The following is a 19,942-nucleotide window of genomic DNA, read 5'->3' on the forward strand; positions in this document are numbered from 1 at the left end:
AGGTGGCGGCCAATATCGGCGCCAGTGGCGAAACCGCCGATGCGGTGGAACTGGGCGCCGATGCGGTGGGCCTGCTGCGCACCGAGCTGGTGTTCATGGAGCACGCCCAGGCGCCCGACCAGGCCGCTCAGGAGCGCGAGTATCGGCGCGTGCTCGACGCCCTGGACGGCCGGCCGCTGGTGGTGCGCACCCTCGACGTCGGTGGCGACAAGCCCTTGCCCTACTGGCCGATGCCGGCCGAGGAGAACCCCTTCCTCGGCGTGCGCGGCATCCGCCTCAGCCTGCAGCGCCCGGAAATTCTCGAAACCCAGCTGCGCGCACTGCTGGCATCGGCCGATGGCCGTCCGCTGCGCATCATGTTCCCCATGGTCGGCGCGGTAGAGGAGTGGCGCGCGGCGCGTGACCTGGTGCAGCGCCTGCGCGCAGAGATCGAGGTAGCCGATCTGCAGCTCGGCATCATGATCGAAGTGCCTTCGGCGGCGCTGCTGGCGCCGGTGCTGGCGCGCGAGGTGGACTTCTTCAGCATCGGCACCAATGACCTGACGCAGTACTGCCTGGCCATCGACCGCGGTCATCCGACCCTCTCGGCGCAGGCCGACGGCCTGCACCCGGCGGTGCTGCGCCTGATCGAAATGACCGCCACGGCGGCGCATGCCGAGGGCAAGTGGGTCGGCGTCTGCGGCGAACTGGCCAGCGACCGTCTGGCCGTGCCGCTGCTGGTCGGCCTGGGCGTCGACGAGCTGAGCGTGACGCCGCGCTCGATTGCCCTGGTCAAGGCGCGCGTGCGCGAACTGGATTGCCAGCAGGCTCGTGCCCTGGCGGCACGGGCCCTGACCCTGGACAGTGCCGGCGCGGTACGCGCGCTGGTCGCGGAGATGCACTGATGGCACGCATTCTGACCCTCACCCTGAACCCGGCGCTGGATCTGACCCTGAGCCTCGAGCGCCTGCAGGCCGGGGCGATCAACCGCTGCCATGAGCTGCGCAGCCACGCCGCCGGCAAGGGCCTGAACGTGGCTCAGGTGCTCGCCGACCTCGGCCACAACCTGAGCGTGGCCGGTTTTCTCGGTCGCGCCAACGCCGCACCGTTCGACAGCCTGATGCACAAGCGCGGTTTTCACGACCTGTTCGTCCGCGTGCCGGGCGAGACGCGCAGCAATATCAAGTTGGCCGAAGCCGATGGTCGCATCACCGACCTCAACGGTCCCGGCCCGCAGGTCGAGGCCGAGCACCTGCAACGTCTGCAGGACGAACTGCAGCCGCTGTTGGCCGGGCATGACGCCGTGGTGGTGGCCGGCAGCCTGCCGCGTGGGGTGACGCCGCAATGGTTCGCCGGCCTGCTGCGGCAGATTAAGGCCAGTGGCGTGCCGCTGGCGGCCGATAGCAGTGGCGAGGCCCTGCGTGCGGCGCTGGGCGTCGCGCCCTGGCTGATCAAACCCAACGAGGAAGAACTGGCCGAGGTCTGCGGCGGCGATCTGTCCGCCGCCGTGCAGGGCCTGCGTGCACAGGGCATCGAGCATGTGCTGCTGTCGCGCGGCGCGGCCGGTGTCGACTGGCATGGCCCGGACATCGCCCTGCGTGCGGTGCCGCCGCGGGTCGAGGTGGCCAGCACGGTCGGTGCCGGCGACTCGCTGCTGGCGGCCAGCCTGCATGGCCTGCTCGAAGGCTGGCCGGCCGAACGCATCTTGCGTCTGGCCACCGCGGTGGCCGCGCAGGCGGTCACCCAGATCGGTTTCGGCATCCACGATCGCGAGCAGTTGGCCCGTCTCGAGGCGGCCGTACAACTGCACCCCATAGAAGAATAAGAGGCACTGACATGAACCTGCTGATCGTTACCGCCTGCCCCAATGGCCAGGTCACCAGCGTGCTCTGCTCGCGTCTGTTGCAGGCGGCAGCCGAGCGCCTGGGCTGGCAAACCCGTGTCGAGGTGCACGACGCCCGCGCCATCGGAGCGCCCTTGAGCGAGGCGGATATCGCCGCTGCCGATCTGGTGCTGGTGGTCAAGACCGGCGAGCTGGCGCTCGGCCGTTTCGTCGGCAAACCCCTGCTGCAGGCCACGCCGGCCGAGGCGCTGGCCGACCCGCAGCGCTTTCTGCGCGAAGCCCCCGAGCGGGCCCGGCCCTATGCCGAGGATGCCGCCGCGCCGAGCGGGAGCAAGCGGCTGGTGGCAGTCACTGCCTGTCCCACCGGCGTGGCGCACACCTTCATGGCCGCCGAGGCGCTGCAGCAGGCGGCGATGCGTATGGGCATCGAGTTGCAGGTGGAAACCCGCGGCTCCGTGGGAGCGCGCAACCTGCTCGACGAGGCCGCCATCGCCGCTGCCGATGCCGTGCTGCTGGCCGCAGACATCGAGGTGGACACCGCCCGTTTCGCCGGCAAGAAGGTCTATCGCTGCGGCACCGGCGTGGCACTGAAACAGCCGCAACAGACCCTGGAACGCGCCCTGAACGAGGCACGCCCGCTGGCCGAGGCGGCGCCCAGCGCCGGCAGTGCGCCAGCCGCCAGCGGCGAGAAGTCCGGCCCCTACAAGCACCTGCTCACCGGGGTGTCCTACATGCTGCCGATGGTGGTGGCCGGCGGTCTGCTGATCGCCCTGTCGTTCGTCTTTGGCATCGAGGCGTTCAAGGAGGAGGGCACCCTGGCCGCTGCGCTGATGAAGATCGGCGGCGAGACCGCGTTCCAGCTGATGGTGCCGCTGCTGGCAGGCTACATCGCCTATTCCATCGCCGACCGTCCGGGCCTGGCACCGGGGATGATCGGCGGGCTGTTGGCCAGCTCGCTGGGCGCCGGCTTTATCGGCGGTATCGTCGCCGGTTTTCTTGCCGGCTATTCGGCCAAGGCCATCGCCCATTGGGTGCGCCTGCCGGCCAGCGTCGAGGCGCTCAAACCGATTCTGATCATTCCGCTGGTGGCCAGCCTGTTCACCGGGCTGGTGATGATCTACCTGGTCGGCAGCCCGGTGGCCGGCATGCTCGCGGGGCTCACCGCCTTTCTCGACGGCATGGGCAGCACCAACGCGATCCTGCTCGGCGTGCTGCTCGGCGGCATGATGTGCGTCGATCTCGGCGGGCCGATCAACAAGGCGGCCTATGCCTTCTCCGTCGGCCTGCTGGCGTCGAGCAGTTATGCGCCGATGGCCGCGACCATGGCGGCCGGCATGGTGCCGCCCATCGGCATGGCCATCGCCACCGTGCTGGCGCGGCGCAAGTTCGCCCAGAGCGAACGCCAAGCCGGCAAGGCGGCCGGGGTGCTGGGGTTGTGCTTCATCTCCGAGGGGGCGATACCCTTCGCCGCCAAGGACCCGCTGCGGGTGATCCCGGCGAGCATCGCCGGCGGCGCGCTGACCGGCGCGCTGTCGATGTACTTCGGTTGCAAACTGATGGCGCCGCATGGCGGGCTGTTCGTGCTGCTGATCCCCAATGCGATCAACCATGCCTTGCTCTACCTGCTCGCCATCGTCGCCGGCAGCCTGGTCACTGGCGTGCTCTATGCGCTGATCAAGCAGGGCGAAGCGCAGCCGCTGGTGGCCAGCGCGCAATGAGTGCAGGGGCGCGAGGCTCGGTTACACTGGCCTAATCAGCGCCTGGGAAGTAGGGGCGGCGGCTCACCCGCCTGCCCCTTGGCGCCATCCCCCTCAGCCAGAAAGGATCTTCTGTAGATGACTCAAGCTCTCGCGCATCGCTGGCGCTTCTTCCGTGCCGGCGGTTTCGATCAGGTGCAACTGGAAACCCCGGCCGACCTCGCCGCCCTGCGCGGCCTGGACCAGAAACTCTGGGCCAGCCTGGCCTGCCCGGTGAACAACCTGGAGCTGGACCGGCGCATGCTCGATTACATCGACCTGAACAAGGACGGTCGTATTCGCGCCCCGGAGATTCTCGACGTGGTGGACTGGACCCTGGCACGCCTGGCCGACCCGGCGGTGCTGTTCCAGCCGGGGCCGCTGCAACTGGCCTCGCTGACCGACGATGCCGAGGGCACGCGCCTGCGTCTGGCCGCCCAGCGCCTGCTGAGCCTACTCGGGCGTGCCGATGGCGATAGCCTGACGCCAGCCGATACCGCCAACCTGGCGCAGCTGTTCCCGCCGCACGAGGCCAACGGCGACGGCCTGGTGCCGGCCAGCCTTACCGACGACGCCACGCTCAAGGCGGCCATCGCCGACATCATCGCCTGCCTGGGCGCGCAGACCGACCGCAGTGGCGAGCCGGCCATCGGCGTCGAGCAGATCGCTGCCTTCTTCGATCAGGCGCGGCAGATGCACGCCTGGCATGCCCGGGTCGCCGAGCAGGGGCTGGACGTGTTCGGCGAGGGCACGGTGGCGGCGGTCGAGACGCTGAGCGCGGTGCGCGACAAGATCGACGACTATTTCACCCGTGTGGCCATGGCTGAGTTCGACCCGCGCGCGGCGGCGTTGATGAACGCCCGAGAAGAGGAGCTGGTGCGCCTGGCCTCGCTGTCGCTGGCCGATGCCGGCGAAGTGGCCGGCCTGCCGCTGGCCGCGGTGCAGCAAGGCGATCATCTGCCGCTGAGCAAAGGTCTCAACCCGGCCTGGCAGGACGCCATTGCCGCTTTCCGTCAGCGCGTGGTGGTGCCGGTCTATGGCGAGCTGGACAGCCTGTCGCGCGAGCAGTGGCAGCACCTGTTGACGCTCTGTGGCAACTACCTGGCCTGGCAGGCGGAGGCGCCCAAGCCGGCGATCGCCGAGGTGCTGAGCCGCGGGCGCATTCTCGAACTGGTGGAGCAGGGCATCGAGACGCGCCTGCTGGCCCTGGTCGAGCAGGACAAGGCGGTGGCCGAGGCGGCTGGCGGCCTGGTCGATCTGGACAAGCTGATTCGCCTGCGTCACGGCCTGATTGAGCTGCTGCGAAACTTTGTCTCGTTCCAGCGTTTCTATGCCCGCCAGGACAAGGCGGTGTTCCAGGCCGGCGTGCTGTACATCGACGGCAAGAGTTGCGATCTGGTGGTGGAAGTGGGCGATGTCGAGGCGCATGCCAAGGTGGCGGCGGCCAGCGACTGCTTCCTGCTCTACTGCGCCTGCACCCGTCGCGGCGAGCCGGTGCGCGGCAAGGAGGCGCTGAACATCGTGGTGGCGGTGACCGCCGGTAGCGAGGGCGACCTGCAGGCCGGTCGCCATGGTCTGTTCTACGACCGCGACGGCAACGACTGGGATGCCACCGTGGTCAAGGTGGTGCAGAACGCCATCAGCATCCGCGAGGCGTTCTGGTCGCCGTATCGACGCGTTTCCAAGCTGGTGTCCGATCAGGTGCAGAAGCTGGCGGCCAGCCGCGACGCCGACATGGTCAACAAGGCCGCGGCCAAGGTCGGCGAAACCGGCGCCGCGCCTGCTGCGACGCCGGCACCGGCGTTCGATATCGCCAAGTTCGCCGGGATCTTCGCCGCCATCGGCCTCGCCGTCGGCGCCCTGGGCACGGCGCTGGCCGCGGTGGTGACGGGGATTCTGTCATTGGTCTGGTGGCAGATTCCGCTGCTGTTTATCTGCGTGCTGCTGGCCATCTCCGGCCCTGCCATGCTGCTGGCCTGGTTCAAGCTGCGTCGGCGCAGCCTGGGGCCGATCCTCGACGGTAACGGCTGGGCGGTGAATGCCCAGGCGCGCATCAGCATTCCCTTCGGCACCGAACTCACGCAGATGGCGGTACTGCCCAAGGGCAGCGACCGTGCGCTGCGCGACCCCTATGCCAACAAGCCGGTGGTATGGCCCTGGATCATCGCCCTGCTGCTGGCGCTGGGGCTGGGCTACTACGCCTGGAGCAACGGCGTGTTCAAGCCGACGCCGGAGGTGCCGGCCGAAGCGGCGGCGCCCGTCGACGCCGCGGCTGGCTGAAGGGCGCGGGTGCTTTTGTAGGAGCCGGCTTGCCGGCGATCTTGTTGTGGCGGATAGACTGATCGCCAGCAAGCTGGCTCCTACAAGGTCTGTGGCTCTTAGCCGGGTAGAGCGTACTCGCGAAGCAGTGCGCCGCCGTTGGACGTGTCTGACACGGAGATGCGGCGGACTGTTCGCTGGCGCTACGAGCGGCCGGCGTCCCGGTCCGCCCTACGGCGTCCGGGCTCATGCCGCTCAACCCGCCAACAGTTCCGCCACCCAGCGCGGCAGCTGCTCGGTAGCCGGCCCATAGCGTTTCTCGGCGAACAGCGAATGGCCCTGGCTCGGTTCCAGATTGATCTCCAGCGTATGCGCGCCCGCACGACGTGCCTGCTCGACGAAACCCGCCGCCGGGTAGACATGCCCCGAGGTGCCGATGCTGACGAACAGCTCGCACTGCTCCAGGGCGTCGTAGATGCGCTCCATGTGATAGGGCATCTCGCCGAACCAGACGATATCCGGGCGCAAGGTGCCGACCAGGCCGCAGCAGGTGCACGCCCGGCTGACCGGCATGTCATCCAGTAGTGGAAAGCGCTGCTGGCTGTTGCTGCACAGCATCGACTGCAACTCGCCGTGCATGTGCAGCAGGTTCCTGGAGCCGGCACGCTCGTGCAGGTTGTCGACGTTCTGCGTGACCAGCAGGAAATCGCCCTGCCAGCCGGCCTCCAGTTCGGCCAGGGCCAGATGCCCGGCGTTCGGCGCGATGGCCGGATCACGCAGCTGGGCGCGGCGCATGTCGTAGAAGCGCTGCACCAGCGCCGGGTCGCGGGCGAAGCCTTCGGGCGTGGCCACCTCTTCGATGCGGTGGTCCTCCCACAGGCCGTCGGATGCGCGGAAGGTGCGGATGCCGCTCTCGGCGGAAATCCCCGCACCGGTAAGGATGACGATGTTCGGATGAGACATTGGCGCTCCAGGGAGATCGGGGTCAGGCGCCACTTTATGCCAAGGCCGGTGCTGCGGGGAGTTGGCTGAGCCTAATGCCGCCGCAGAATCCCTGAACTCTCGCCTGTGCTCCGTATCCACAGATCACGGCCCCGGTCTGGACGGGGCGGTGATTCGGGGAGTTAGGAATGTTCGAGAACAACAAGGTGCAGCCCCTGCGCATCACCCTGACGGCCTGGCTGGTCGCCATGCTCGGTGCGCTGCTGGCGCTGGGTGGCGCCTATCTGGCGTGGCTGGGCGGGTCCTGGTACTACCTGCTGGCCGGCCTCGGTCTGCTGCTGGTGGGCGTGCTGATTCATCGCCGCCAGCGGGCGGCCCTGTGGCTGTACGCCCTGGTGCTGCTGGCGAGCCTGGCCTGGACGGTGTACGAGGTGCGCTTCGACTGGTGGCAGATGGCGCCGCGCATCGACCTGTGGTGCGTGCTCGGCCTGTGGCTGCTGCTGCCGTGGATCAACCGGCACATCGCCCCCGGGCAGCCCTGGCGTGACGGCGCCAGCGTGGTGCTGGGCATCGGCCTGCTGCTGGGCGCGGGCATGGCGGGCTATTCGCTGACCCAGGATTACCATCGCCTGCCCGGCCGTTTCGACGAGCCGCGCATGGCCGCTGCCGCCGCGGTGCCGACCCGGCGTTCGGCCAGCGAATGGACAGCTTACGGCGGCTCGTCGCGTGGCGAACGCTACGCTGGTGCCGAGCAGATCACCTCGGCCAATGTCGGGCGGCTGAAGAAGGCCTGGGAGTTTCACACCGGCGATCTGCCCGGTGAAGGCGACCCCGGGGAGATTACCAATCAGGTGACGCCGCTGAAGGTCGGTGACAACCTGTTCATCTGCACGCCGCACAGCATCGCCATCGCCGTGGATGCCGATACCGGCGAGGAGCGCTGGCGCTTCGACCCGGCCATCAATCGCCAGGCCGAGTACTACCAGCACATGACCTGCCGCGGCCTGGCCTATCACGATGCGGCTGCCTATGCCGGCCCGCTGATCGCGGCGCGAGACGGCGCGCTCCCCGAGCTTTCGCCGCAGGCACCGCCACGCTGCACCCAGCGCCTGTTCCTGCCGACCAACGACGCGACCCTGTACGCGCTCGATGTGCACGACGGCGAGCCCTGCGAGGAGTTCGGCGAGGGCGGCATGGTCGATCTCAAGGTGGGCCTGGGCGATGACGCGCTGGGCGTCTACCTGCCCACCTCGCCACCGGTGGTCACCGAGAAGCTGGTGATAGTTGGCGGTTCGGTGACCGACAACGGCTCGGTGGATTCGCCGGGCGGGGTGATTCGTGCCTATGACGTGCGCAGCGGCGAGCTGGTGTGGAACTTCGATCCTGGCCGTCCCGATGCCACCGAGCCGCTGCCAGCCGGCGAAACCTACGTGCGCAGCACGCCGAACTCCTGGACCATCGCCACGGCGGACGAGGCACTGGGCCTGGTGTACATCCCCATGGGCAACCAGACGCCCGATCAGTGGGGTGTGCAGCGCAGCGCCGAGGCCGAGCGTTTCACCGCGGCGCTGGTGGCGCTCGACCTGGAAAGCGGACGGGTGCGCTGGGAGTTTCGCACCGTGCACCATGATCTGTGGGACCGCGACCTGCCGTCCCAGCCCACCCTGGTGGATATCGAAGGCCCCGAGGGGCCGGTGCCGGCGATCATCCAGGCAACCAAGCGCGGCGACCTCTACGTGCTCGACCGGCGCAGCGGCGAGCCCATCGTGCCGGTCAGCGAACAGCCGGTGCCGCAGGGCACGGTGGAGGGCGACTTCACCGCGCCGACCCAGCCGGCCTCGGCACTCAGCTATGCCCCCGAGGAGCCGCTGCACGAGCGCGACATGTGGGGCGGTACGCCGTTCGACCAGCTGATCTGCCGCATCCAATTCCATCGACTGCGTTACGAGGGCGACTTCACCCCGCCGTCGGAGCAGGGTTCGCTGATCTATCCGGGCAACGTCGGGGTGTTCAACTGGCCCTCGGTGGCGGTCGATCCGCAGCGGCAGATCCTCTTCGGCGCGCCCAATTACCTGGCCTTCGTCTCGCGCCTGGTCAAGCGCGAGGAGGGCGGCGAGCAGGCCGGTGCCGGCGGCAGCGAACGCGGCCTGCAACCCAACCTCGGCGCGCCTTACATGGTCAGCCTGGAGCCCTTCCTGTCACCGCTGGGGCTGCCATGCCAGGCGCCGCCATGGGGCTATGTCACCGCGGTCGACCTGCGCAGCATGGACAAGGTCTGGCAGCGCAAGAACGGCACCAGCCGCGACAGTGCGCCGCTGGGTATTCCCCTGACCGTCGGTGTGCCGAACCTCGGCGGCCCGTTGATCACCGCCAGTGGCCTGGGCTTTCTCAGCGGCACCCTGGACTACTACCTGCGCGCCTACGACATGCGCACCGGCGAGGAGCTGTGGAAGGACAGGTTGCCGGCAGGCGGCCAGGCCACGCCGATCAGCTACGTCTCGGAAAAGACCGGCAAGCAGTACGTGGTGGTGATGGCCGGCGGGCACGGCTCGTTCGGTACGCGCATGGGCGACTCGCTGGTGGCCTGGACGCTGGAGGAAGATGAGTAAACGGAACAAGGCCCGCAGAGCGGGCCTTGTTCAATGTCAGTGGTGCTCACGAGTCGCGCGGAACTTGATCTCCGGCCAGCGCTCTTCCATCAGGCTGAGGTTGACGCGGGTCGGGGCCAGGTAGGTGAGGTGGCCGCCGCCGTCCACGGCGAGGTTCTCGTAGGCCTTGTCCTTGAATTCCTTGAGCTTCTTCTCGTCGCTGCATTCGATCCAGCGCGCCGACCAGACGTTGATCGCCTCGTAGGCGCACTCCACCTTGTATTCCTCCTTCAGGCGGCTGGCGACCACGTCGAACTGCAGCACACCGACGGCGCCGAGCACGATGTCGTTGTTGCGTTCGGGGAAGAACACCTGGGTGGCGCCTTCCTCGGCCAGCTCCTGCAGGCCCTGGCGCAGCTGTTTGGATTTCAGCGGATCCTTCAGGCGCACACGGCGGAACAGTTCCGGGGCGAAGTGCGGGATGCCGGTGAAGCCCAGGTTCTCGCCTTCGGTGAAGGTGTCGCCGATCTGGATGGTGCCGTGGTTGTGCAGGCCGATGATGTCGCCGGCGTAGGCTTCTTCCAGGTGTTCACGCTCGCTGGAGAAGAAGGTCAGGGCGTCGCCGACGCGCACGTCCTTGCCCAGGCGCGCGTGGCGCATCTTCATGCCCTGGGTGTACTTGCCCGAGCAGATGCGCATGAAGGCGATGCGGTCGCGGTGCTTCGGGTCCATGTTCGCCTGGATCTTGAACACGAAGCCGGAGAACTTCTCCTCGGTCGGCTCCACCGTGCGCTCGTTGGCTGCGCGTGGCAGTGGGCGCGGCGCCCAGTCGACCACGGCGTCGAGCACATGATCGACACCGAAATTGCCCAGCGCGGTGCCGAAGAACACCGGGGTCATTTCGCCCTTGAGGAAGGCTTCGGGCTCGAATTCATGGCAGGCACCCTGCACCAGCTCCAGCTCCTCGACGAAGCGCTCGTACATGTCGCCCAGGTGGTTGCGGGCCTCGTCGGAGTCCAGCTTCTGGATGATCTTGGCTTCGGTGCGCTCGTGACCGTGGCCCGGGGTGTAGACCACGATGTAGTCGCCGCTCAGGTGGTAGACGCCCTTGAAATCCTTGTAGCAGCCAATCGGCCAGGTGATCGGCGCGGCCCTGATCTTCAGCACCGCCTCGATCTCGTCGAGCAGCTCGATGGGGTCGCGGATGTCGCGGTCGAGCTTGTTGATAAAGCTGACGATGGGCGTGTCGCGCAGGCGGCACACGTCCATCAGGGCGATGGTACGCGGCTCGACGCCCTTACCGCCGTCGAGCACCATCAAGGCCGAGTCCACCGCGGTGAGGGTGCGGTAGGTGTCTTCGGAGAAGTCCTCGTGGCCGGGGGTGTCGAGCAGGTTGACGATGTGCTCGCGGTAGGGGAACTGCATCACCGAGGTGGTGATGGAGATGCCGCGCTGCTTCTCCATCTCCATCCAGTCGGAGGTGGCATGACGGTCGGATTTACGCGACTTCACGGTGCCGGCCACTTCGATGGCCTTGCCCATCAGCAGCAGCTTCTCGGTGATGGTGGTCTTACCGGCGTCCGGGTGGGAAATGATGGCGAAGGTACGGCGCTTGGCGACTTCGGCGGCCTGGGTGGTCATGAATATGTGCCTGGATGGAAGCGTTGAAGGCACCTTGGTGCCTGGAAAACTGGCGATTATACCGATAACTGCAGGCGCTGGCCGAGGGGCGACCATCGGGTTTCTCAAGCGCGCCGGGCGATGCCTCTCGGCACCTGCGCAGATGCGTAAATAACGCGTAAATGAATGGTTATGAAAATTATTCCCATATAGAGTAGCCGCCCGTCGCAGTGGGTCAGGGCAGGGGTTGCTCCGTCGTGTTCAAGAAAATCATCTTCCAGTTGCACTGGTTCTTCGGCATCAGCGCCGGCCTGGTGCTGGCCATCATGGGTATCACGGGAGCCCTTTACAGTTTCGAGGGCGAGATCACCCGGGCCCTGAATGCCGAGCGCTGGCAGATCCAGCGCAGCGAGCAGGGCTGGCTCGAGCCCGCCGAACTGGTCGCCAGGATCGAGTCGGCCAGCGCCGACCGGGTCGCCAGCCTGTGGCTCGATAGCCGCCACGATGGCCCCGGCACTGCCTTTCTCGCGCCGCCGCCGGGCGAGCGGCGCGGGCCGCGCGTGACCTTCGACCCCTACACCGGACAGATACTGGCCGAGCCCGTCGGTCAGCAGTTCTTCGGCCTGATGCTGCAGCTGCACCGCTTCCTGGCCATGGGCGAAGTGGGCAAGCAGATCACCGCGGCCAGCACCCTGGCGCTGCTGTTCTTCTGTCTGTCCGGCCTGTATCTGCGCTGGCCGCGCCAGGCGCTGAACTGGCGCACCTGGCTGACCCTGGACTGGAAGAAGAAGGGTCGCAGCTTCAACTGGGACCTGCATGCCGTGGCCGGTACCTGGGCGCTGCTGTTCTACCTCTGCGCCGGGCTCACCGGCCTGTACTGGTCCTACGACTGGTACCGCGAAGGGCTGACGCGCCTGCTCTCGGACAATCCGCCCGAACAGCATGGCGAAGGGCGGTCGCGCGCTGGACGTGATGCGAGCGCCGGGCCTGCACTGCAGGTCGATCACTCGGCCATCTGGCAGGGCGTGCAACAGGCCGCCGGGCCCAGGCTGGTCGCCTGGAACCTGCGCTTGCCGCCGGTGGCGGGGCAGCCGGCGACGGTCTTCTATGTGCTCGACGACGCCGAGCATGTGCGTGCCTTCAACCAGTTGCAGATCGACCCCGCTACCGGCGTCGTCAGCCGCCATGAGCGCTACGCCGACAAGAGCTTCAAGGCGCAATTGCTGACCAGCGTCTATGCCCTGCATGTCGGCGAATACTTCGGTCTGACCGGGCGCATCCTGATGATGCTGGCCACGGCGGCCATGCCGCTGTTCTTCGTCACCGGCTGGCTGCTGTACCTGGATCGCCGACGCAAGAAGCGCGCAGCAGTGGCTGCGCGCAGTGCCATGAAAACGGATGATTCAGGTGAAGGCTGGCTGGTCGGCTTCGCCAGCCAGAGCGGCTTTGCCGAGCAACTGGCCTGGCAGAGCGCCGGGCAATTGCAGGCCGCCGGCATCCCGGTGCGGGTCGAGCCGCTGTCGCGCCTCGATGCCGACAGCCTGCGCCGGACGCGCAAGGCGCTGTTCGTGGTCAGCACCTTCGGTGACGGCGAGGCGCCGGACGCCGCGCTGGGTTTCGAGCGCAAGGTGCTGGGCGGCTCGCTGCCGCTCGAACAGCTGAGCTACGCCGTGCTGGCGCTGGGCGACCGGCAGTATCAGCACTTCTGCGGCTTCGCCCGGCGCATCAACGACTGGCTGGGTTTGCAGGGCGCGCAGCGCCTGTTCGACAGCGTCGAGGTCGATGGCGCTGACCAGGCCGCACTGCAGCGCTGGCAACAGCAGCTGAGCGAGCTGACCGGCGCCGCGCCGATGCGCTTCGAACAGGCGCCCTGGCAGAGCTGGACGCTGGCCGAACGACGCCTGCTCAACCCCGGCAGTCAGGGTGCGCCGGTGTTCTTCCTCGGCCTGACGCCGCCTGCGCAGAGCACCTGGCAGGCCGGCGACATCCTGGAAATTCGTCCGCGTCATGCGCCGGCTGCGGTGCAGGCCTGGCTGCAGCACTCCGGCTGCGACGGCCTCGAGCCGGTAACCCTCGATGGCCATTCGCTGAGCCTTTGCGAAGCCCTGGCCGAACGCCAGTTGCCGGACAGCCTCGCGCATCTGGTCGGTTTGCACGCCCAGGCGCTGGTCGATGCCCTGGCGCCGCTGGGTTCGCGTGAATACTCCATCGCCTCGGTGGCGGCCGACGGTGTGCTGCAACTGATCGTGCGCCAGGCCGTGCAGGTCGACGGCAGGCTCGGTCTGGGCTCCGGCTGGCTGACCGAGCATCTGCCAGCCGGCGGGCAATTGCTGGCGCGGGTGCGGCGCAACAGCGGCTTCCACCTGCCGGACGACGACCGCCCGCTGATCCTGATCGGCAATGGTACCGGCCTGGCCGGACTGCGCTCGTTGCTGCGCGCACGGGCACTGGCCGGGCAGGGGCGCAACTGGCTGCTGTTCGGCGAGCGCAACCGCGCCTGCGACTTCTTCTGTGGCGACGAGCTGCAGGCGGCGCTGGCCGCAGGCGAGCTGCAGCATGTGGATCTGGCGTTCTCCCGCGACCAGGCCGACAAGCGCTACGTGCAGGACCTGCTGCGCGAGCAGCGCGAGCGTCTGCATGCCTGGCTGGCCGAGGGCGCGGCGATCTACGTTTGCGGCAGCCTGCAGGGCATGGCCGGCGGCGTGGATGCGGCATTGCGCGAGCTGCTCGGCGACCAAGAGGTGGACGATCTGATCGAGGAAGGGCGCTATCGCCGCGACGTGTATTGAGCCGGTGGGCGAGCGGTGCAAGCCGCTCGCCGCGAGGTGCTGCAATGGCACTGAAACACGGGTGCGCGAAACTGGCTGAAAGCCCCGCCTGTTCAGCATTTCAGGACGTTTTGTGTGATATCCGGAACGTGCTGAAATTAGGCAGAATTTCCGGTTGATCTGCGCGGCGCATGGTCTTAAAGTCCGCGCCCGAACGTCCATGCTGGAAACGATCCATCCGGCTCAAGTACTGACGACGAGAGGTTGCCGGCCGGCGAATGGTCGGTACCGGTGATGCTCGGCGACATGCCTTGGGAAGTAGGCGAACCAAAGTGGGGAAACTGTCAGACGTTCAGGCCGGCGTGTTGCGCGGCCAGCCCCGACACGTGGTGGAACCTGTAAGCGGTTCTGCTGCCCGAATCAATGTGTTCCCGGTTTTGCCATTGGAGTCACCAGCATGTCGATCAAGGTCGAAGACTATTACGCACCCGCCACTTTTGCCCGCATGAAGGCGTTCGCCGATCAGCACGAAACCCCGTTCGTGGTGATCGACCGGCAGATCATCAGTGACGCCTACGATCAGTTGGGCAACTGCTTCCCCTTCGCCAAGATCTACTACGCGGTCAAGGCCAACCCCGCCGTGGAGATCATCGAACTGCTGCGCGACAAGGGTTCGAGCTTCGACATCGCCTCGATCTACGAGCTGGACAAAGTCATGGCCACCGGTGTCGGCCCGGAGCGCATCAGCTACGGCAACACCATCAAGAAGTCGCGCGACATCCGTTATTTCTTCGACAAGGGCGTGCGCCTGTTCGCCACCGACTCCGAGGCCGACCTGCGCAACATCGCCAAGGCCGCGCCGGGCTCTAAGATCTACGTGCGCATCCTCACCGAAGGCTCCACCAGCGCCGACTGGCCGCTGAGCCGCAAGTTCGGCTGCCAGCCGGACATGGCCCTGGACCTGCTGATCCTGGCCAAGCAGCTGGGCCTGGTGCCCTACGGCATCTCCTTCCACGTCGGCAGCCAGCAGCGCGATATCGATGTGTGGGACGCCGCCATCGCCAAGGTCAAGGTGATCTTCGAGCGCCTGCGCGAGGAAGACGGCATCACCCTGCAGATGATCAACATGGGCGGCGGCTTCCCGGCCAACTACATCCAGCGCACCAACGACCTGGAAACCTATGCCGAGGAAATCACCCGCTTCCTCAAGGAGGACTTCGGTGACGATCTGCCGGAGATCATTCTCGAGCCGGGCCGCTCGCTGATCGCCAACGCCGGCGTGCTCGTGTCCGAAGTGGTGCTGGTGGCGCGCAAGTCGCGCACCGCGGTCGAGCGCTGGGTGTATGCCGATGTCGGCAAGTTCAGCGGCCTGATCGAAACCATGGACGAGTCGATCAAGTTCCCCATCTGGACCGAGAAGAAGGGCGAGATGGAAGAGGTGGTGATCGCCGGCCCGACCTGCGACAGCGCCGACATCATGTACGAGCACTACAAGTACGGCCTGCCGCTGAACCTGGCCAGCGGCGACCGCCTGTACTGGCTGTCCACCGGCGCCTACACCACCAGCTACAGCGCGGTGGAATTCAACGGCTTCCCGCCGCTGAAGTCCTACTACCTGTAAGACCGCCGCGTAGGTTGCGCCTGCCCGCCAGTAGCGGTGCGCATGGCGCACCCTACCGGTGATGTCACGGTTGCTCGATCAACGCCCACCTTGTGTGGGCGTTGTCGTTTCTGCCGACCAGAGCCGGCTGATTCCCGCTATTCAGCGTGCCAGAGCGGTCCGTCAGATGGAGCGAAAGGGCGCCGACAATTTTGTTACAAATAAGTTTCATGTAAATCATTCGTAAAGATTGATTACGATTGAATCTCAAATACTATCGCGCGCAGTTTTCATCTGGAGTGATTCTCGTGAGCGATAAACATAACAAGCGTGCACCCTTTCCCCAGCGGCATCTGCTGGCCTCGGCCGTCGGCCTGGCCCTGCTGTCCGGCTTTGCCGTGGCGAAGGAGTCGGCAGTCGAACTGGGCGATGTAACCGTCCAGGGGCAGCAGGAGAACGGGCTCAAGGTCGACAAGGCGTCCTCGCCGAAACAGACCGCCGCATTGCTCGATACGCCGCAAACGGTCAACGTCATTCCGGAAACCCTGTTCCGTCAGCAGAACGCCCGCACCCTGACCGATGTGCTGAAGAACACCCCTGGCATCAGCTTCAACGCCGGCGAAAACGGCTTTGCCAGCGGCACCAACAACTTCAGCCTGCGCGGTTTCGATACCAGCGGCAGCATTTTCGTCGATGGCGCGCGTGACAACGGCAGCTATACCCGCGACGTGTTCAACGTCGAGCAGGTCGAGGTGTTCAAAGGCCCGGCGGCCGACAACGGCCGCGGTGGCGCCGGTGGCTACGTCAACCAGGTGACCAAGACGCCGACGTTGGAAAGCTTTATCGCCGGTGGCGCCAGCTTCGGCTTTGATCAGTACGACTCCGAGCCGCGTCGCCGTGCCACGCTCGACACCAACCAGATCATCAACGACAGCACCGCGTTGCGCCTCAACCTGCTGGTCGAGGACAGCGGCGTCGCCGGCCGTGAGCATGCCGAGAAGAACAGCTGGGGTTTTGCGCCGTCGCTGGCCTTCGGCCTGGGTACGGAAACTCGCGCCATCCTCGCTTACGAGCATGTCGAGATGAACGACCGCCCGGACTGGGGCGTCTCGGGGGCCTCGGTCAAGGGCATGAAGGGCGACACTCCCTACAACCCGGCGCTCTCCGGGGTCGACCGCGATGAGTTCTACGGCCTCAAATCGGACTTCGACGACACCACCAGCGACGCGCTGCTGTTACGTCTGGAGCACGATCTGTCCACCGGCATGACCCTGAGCAACCAGACCCGCTGGGCCCGCGTCGACCGTCAGGCGCGCTACACCGTACCCTTCCAGTATCTGGGCGGTACGCAGCTGCGCACCGATACGCAGTTCTACGACCGGGTCAACACCAGCCTGAGCAACCTGACCAACCTTTCGGCGCAGTTCGCCACCGGTTCGATCAAGCACAATCTTGCGGCCGGTCTCGAACTCACTCGTGAGGAGGCGGAGGCGGGGACCTATGCCGAGGTCAACCCAGGCAACACCAACATCTTCGACCCGGACTGGGAGCGCAGCGGGCCGGTCTCCAAGCGCAGCCGTCTGCGTGAGCGCAGCGACGTAAACGTCGATACCGTAGCGCTGTACGTCTACGACACCCTGGAGTTCACGCCGCAGTGGCAGCTGACCGGCGGCCTGCGCCTGGAGCAGTACGACGTGGACATTCGCAGCCGTAACGTTCAGACCGGCACGGCCGTCGGTGCCGATGGCTTCGATGACCGTGAGTTCAGCATCGGCGGCAAGCTCGGTCTGGTCTACAAGCCGGCGCAGAACGGCAGTGTCTACGCAGCTTATGGCGTCTCCACCCAGCCCCCGGGCTCTTACCTGTCCAACCCGGACATTTCGCGGGTAAACGGCCAGGCCTTCCCCGGGTTCGTCGATGGCGCCGATCCGGTGCGTGCGCACAACTACGAGATCGGGACCAAGTGGGACTTCTTCGACAAGCGCCTGTCCACCACTGCGGCGCTGTTCTACACGGAGAAGAAGAAGGTCGCCATCACCGGTCGTGACGTCGGCGAGACCAGCGACAGCCTCAAGGGTTACGGCGAGCAGGTGGTCAAAGGGCTTGAGCTGGGCGCCAGCGGCAAGATCACCGACAGCTGGGATGTCTTCGCCGGCATCGTGTTCATGGACAGCGAGCGCAAGCACAGCGCCTACCTGGATGAAGTGCGTCGTCGCGCCAATCCGAGCGACTACGGCACCGCCCAGCGTACCGATGGCGACGAGCTGGCCTTCACGCCCAAGGTTTCCGGCAACCTGTGGACCACCTACCGTCTGCCGGTGGGGCTGACCCTGGGTCTGGGTGCGCAGCATGTCGGTTCGTCCTACCTCGGACGTCCGGATGACGCCAGCCGCATCGTCGCCAATGGTCTGTACGGCAAGCTACCGAGCTATACCACCTTCGCCGCGATGGCCAGCTACGAGGTCAACCAGAATGTCGACGTGCGCCTGAACATCGACAACCTGACCAACGAGGAATACGCCGTGTCCAGCAACTGGAACGGGCGTCGCGTGATGCTCGGCGATCCACGTACCTTCACCCTGAGCACCAACTTCCACTTCTAAGCACGCTGTGCCCAAACGCCCCGATTGCAACGCAGTCGGGGCGTTTTCATTGGGTGGCAGCCGATCGGACTTCTTTCCGAGTGCGGCTGCCCTTTAGAATCATTCGCAACGGCGCTTGCCCTGGAGAACCCCGAACATGATGCTGAGCATTCCCGACGTGCTGAATGCCGAACAACTGCAGCAGTGCCGCGCCGCGCTCGAGGGCGGCAACTGGCAGGATGGTCGGCTCACCGCCGGGCACCAGGCGGTGAACGTCAAGGCCAATCAGCAGCTTGCTCAGGATGACCCGCTGACGCAGCAACTGGGCGATTTCATCCTGGCCTGCCTGGCCCAGCATCCGCGTTTCATGGCCGCCGCGTTGCCGCTGAAGGTGGTGCCGCCGCGCTTCAATCGCTATACCGAGGGCGGCACCTATGGCGACCATATCGACAACGCCGTGTTCAGCGTGCCGGGCACGCCGCATCGGATTCGCGCCGACCTCTCGGCCACCCTGTTCTTCAGCGAGCCGGACGAGTACGAAGGCGGCGAGCTGGTGGTGCAGGACAAACGCATCAAGCTGCCGGCCGGCCATCTGATTCTCTATTCCAGCGGCAGTCTGCATCGGGTCGAGCCGGTGACTCGCGGCGCGCGTCTGGCATCGTTCTTCTGGGTGCAGAGCCTGGTGCGTCAGGACGAGCAGCGCAGCGTGCTGCTGGAGCTGGACGACAGCATCCAGGCGCTGCGCCAGCAGGTGCCGGACAGCCCCGAACTGGTTCGGCTGACCGGGATCTACCACAACCTGTTGCGGCAATGGACGCAGACCTGAGTCAGCCCAGCGCCAACTGCGCTGCATGCGCCGGATTGCATCCGGGCTACGAATCAACGATGACAATGCGCCGAGAAACGCCATGGCCTTGCCCAAACTGCAGCAGATTCCACCGACCATCGCCGCCGTCGCCGACTACGAACCCTATGCCCGCGAGCGCATGAGCGAGCAGGCCTGGGCCTATCTGGCCGGCGGCGCCGCCGACGAGCTGAGCCTGGCCGACAATCGCGCCGCGTTCGAGCGGCTGCGCCTGCGTGGGCGGGTGCTGCAGGATCTGAGCGGCGGCAATACGCGCCTGCGCCTGTTCGGCCAGGATTTCGCCCATCCGGTCTTTCTCGCGCCGGTGGCCTATCAGAAGCTGGCGCATCCGGAGGGGGAGCTGGCCAGCGTGCTCGCGGCTTCTGCGCTGGGCGCCGGCATGGTGGTCAGCACCCAGGCCAGCGTCGAGCTGGAGGCCATTGCGGCGCAGGCGCAGGCACCCCTGTGGTTCCAGCTGTATATCCAGCCTGATCGCGAGTTCACTGCGGCCTTGATCCGCCGTGCAGAAAGCGCCGGCTACCAGGCGTTGGTGCTGACCGTGGACGCCCCCGTCAATGGCGTGCGCAATCGCGAGCAGCGCGCAGGTTTCGCCCTGCCGGCAGGCGTCGAGGCGGTCAATCTGCGCGGAATGCGGCCACTGCAGGCACAGGCCGAGCCGCACAACGGCAGTCTGCTGCTGGGTGGCCCGCTGCTGGCCGCGGCGCCGACCTGGGCCGACCTCACCTGGCTGCGTGAGCAGACGCGCTTGCCAATCCTGCTCAAGGGCATCATGAGCGGCGCCGACGCCGAACAGGCGATGGCGGCGGGGATGGACGGGCTGATCGTCTCCAACCATGGCGGACGCACGCTCGATGGTCTGCCTGCGACCATCGACGTGCTGCCCGAAGTCGCCGCCGCTGTGCAGGGGCGTGTGCCGCTGCTGCTCGATGGCGGTATCCGGCGTGGCAGCGACATCCTCAAGGCGCTGGCGCTGGGGGCGGACGCCGTGCTGGTGGGCAGGCCCTACGTCTTCGCTCTGGCGACCGCCGGGGCTATAGGCGTGGCGCATGTGCTGCAACTGCTGCGGGCCGAGCTGGAAGTGGCCATGGCCCTGACCGGCTGCGCCGATCTGGCCAGTATCGGGCCGCAGGTCATCTGGCGTTCGACGCTACGCTAGGCCG

At 66.7% G+C, this 19,942-nt stretch carries 12 protein-coding genes; 10 read left to right on the plus strand and 2 right to left on the minus strand.

Annotated features, from left to right (window positions below; translation table 11 throughout):
• The 4 genes from N7333_RS13680 to N7333_RS13695 form a co-directional block, all read left to right on the plus strand.
• On the plus strand, positions 1-884 hold an 884-nt coding region (locus N7333_RS13680), incomplete at its 5' end, for a putative PEP-binding protein (RefSeq protein ID WP_347815291.1).
• The gene (gene pfkB, locus N7333_RS13685) at positions 884-1,804 is read left to right on the plus strand and encodes a 1-phosphofructokinase (RefSeq protein ID WP_129482861.1); all 921 of its coding nucleotides are present in this window, start codon (positions 884-886) and stop codon (positions 1,802-1,804) included. The genes N7333_RS13680 and pfkB, both read left to right, overlap by 1 nt.
• An 11-nt stretch (positions 1,805-1,815) precedes the next feature.
• The gene (locus tag N7333_RS13690; RefSeq protein WP_129482862.1) at positions 1,816-3,540 is read left to right on the plus strand and encodes a fructose-specific PTS transporter subunit EIIC; all 1,725 of its coding nucleotides are present in this window, start codon (positions 1,816-1,818) and stop codon (positions 3,538-3,540) included.
• Positions 3,541-3,657: 117 nt separating this feature from the next.
• Positions 3,658-5,838 carry a hypothetical protein gene (locus tag N7333_RS13695; RefSeq protein WP_129482863.1) on the plus strand — a complete coding sequence of 727 codons (2,181 nt, stop codon included), beginning with the start codon at positions 3,658-3,660 and terminating at the stop codon, positions 5,836-5,838.
• 234 nt (positions 5,839-6,072) lie between these two features.
• Here N7333_RS13695 and cobB read toward each other — a convergent pair whose 3' ends face one another.
• Positions 6,073-6,780 carry a Sir2 family NAD+-dependent deacetylase gene (gene cobB, locus N7333_RS13700; protein ID WP_129482864.1) on the minus strand — a complete coding sequence of 236 codons (708 nt, stop codon included), beginning with the start codon at positions 6,778-6,780 and terminating at the stop codon, positions 6,073-6,075.
• A 167-nt stretch (positions 6,781-6,947) separates the two neighbouring features.
• On the opposite strand from cobB, the gene N7333_RS13705 reads away from it, so the two are divergent.
• Positions 6,948-9,368 (plus strand): membrane-bound PQQ-dependent dehydrogenase, glucose/quinate/shikimate family, encoded by a 2,421-nt coding sequence (locus N7333_RS13705; RefSeq protein ID WP_129482865.1) that lies wholly within the window; start codon positions 6,948-6,950, stop codon positions 9,366-9,368.
• 36 nt (positions 9,369-9,404) lie between these two features.
• On the opposite strand, the gene N7333_RS13710 is transcribed toward N7333_RS13705, so the two are convergent.
• Positions 9,405-10,988: a peptide chain release factor 3 gene (locus N7333_RS13710; RefSeq protein WP_096827364.1), complete on the minus strand. Its 1,584-nt coding sequence runs from the start codon at positions 10,986-10,988 to the stop codon at positions 9,405-9,407.
• Positions 10,989-11,224: 236 nt separating this feature from the next.
• On the opposite strand from N7333_RS13710, the gene N7333_RS13715 reads away from it, so the two are divergent.
• From N7333_RS13715 to N7333_RS13735, 5 genes are all read left to right on the plus strand, one after another.
• Positions 11,225-13,756 (plus strand): sulfite reductase flavoprotein subunit alpha, encoded by a 2,532-nt coding sequence (locus tag N7333_RS13715; RefSeq protein ID WP_279858987.1) that lies wholly within the window; start codon positions 11,225-11,227, stop codon positions 13,754-13,756.
• Positions 13,757-14,192: 436 nt separating this feature from the next.
• Complete coding sequence (locus N7333_RS13720; protein WP_003242791.1) at positions 14,193-15,356, plus strand: type III PLP-dependent enzyme; 1,164 nt, start codon at positions 14,193-14,195, stop codon at positions 15,354-15,356.
• 287 nt (positions 15,357-15,643) lie between these two features.
• Positions 15,644-17,938: a TonB-dependent siderophore receptor gene (locus tag N7333_RS13725; protein WP_279858988.1), complete on the plus strand. Its 2,295-nt coding sequence runs from the start codon at positions 15,644-15,646 to the stop codon at positions 17,936-17,938.
• A gap of 136 nt (positions 17,939-18,074) precedes the next feature.
• Complete coding sequence (locus N7333_RS13730) at positions 18,075-18,743, plus strand: Fe2+-dependent dioxygenase (RefSeq protein ID WP_279858989.1); 669 nt, start codon at positions 18,075-18,077, stop codon at positions 18,741-18,743.
• Between the two features lie 82 nt (positions 18,744-18,825).
• Complete coding sequence (locus N7333_RS13735) at positions 18,826-19,938, plus strand: alpha-hydroxy acid oxidase (protein ID WP_129482869.1); 1,113 nt, start codon at positions 18,826-18,828, stop codon at positions 19,936-19,938.
• The last annotated feature ends 4 nt before the right edge of the window (positions 19,939-19,942 follow it).

It is taken from the genome of Pseudomonas sp. GD04158, from assembly GCF_029834875.1.
Taxonomy (GTDB): Bacteria; Pseudomonadota; Gammaproteobacteria; order Pseudomonadales; family Pseudomonadaceae; genus Aquipseudomonas; species Aquipseudomonas hydrolytica.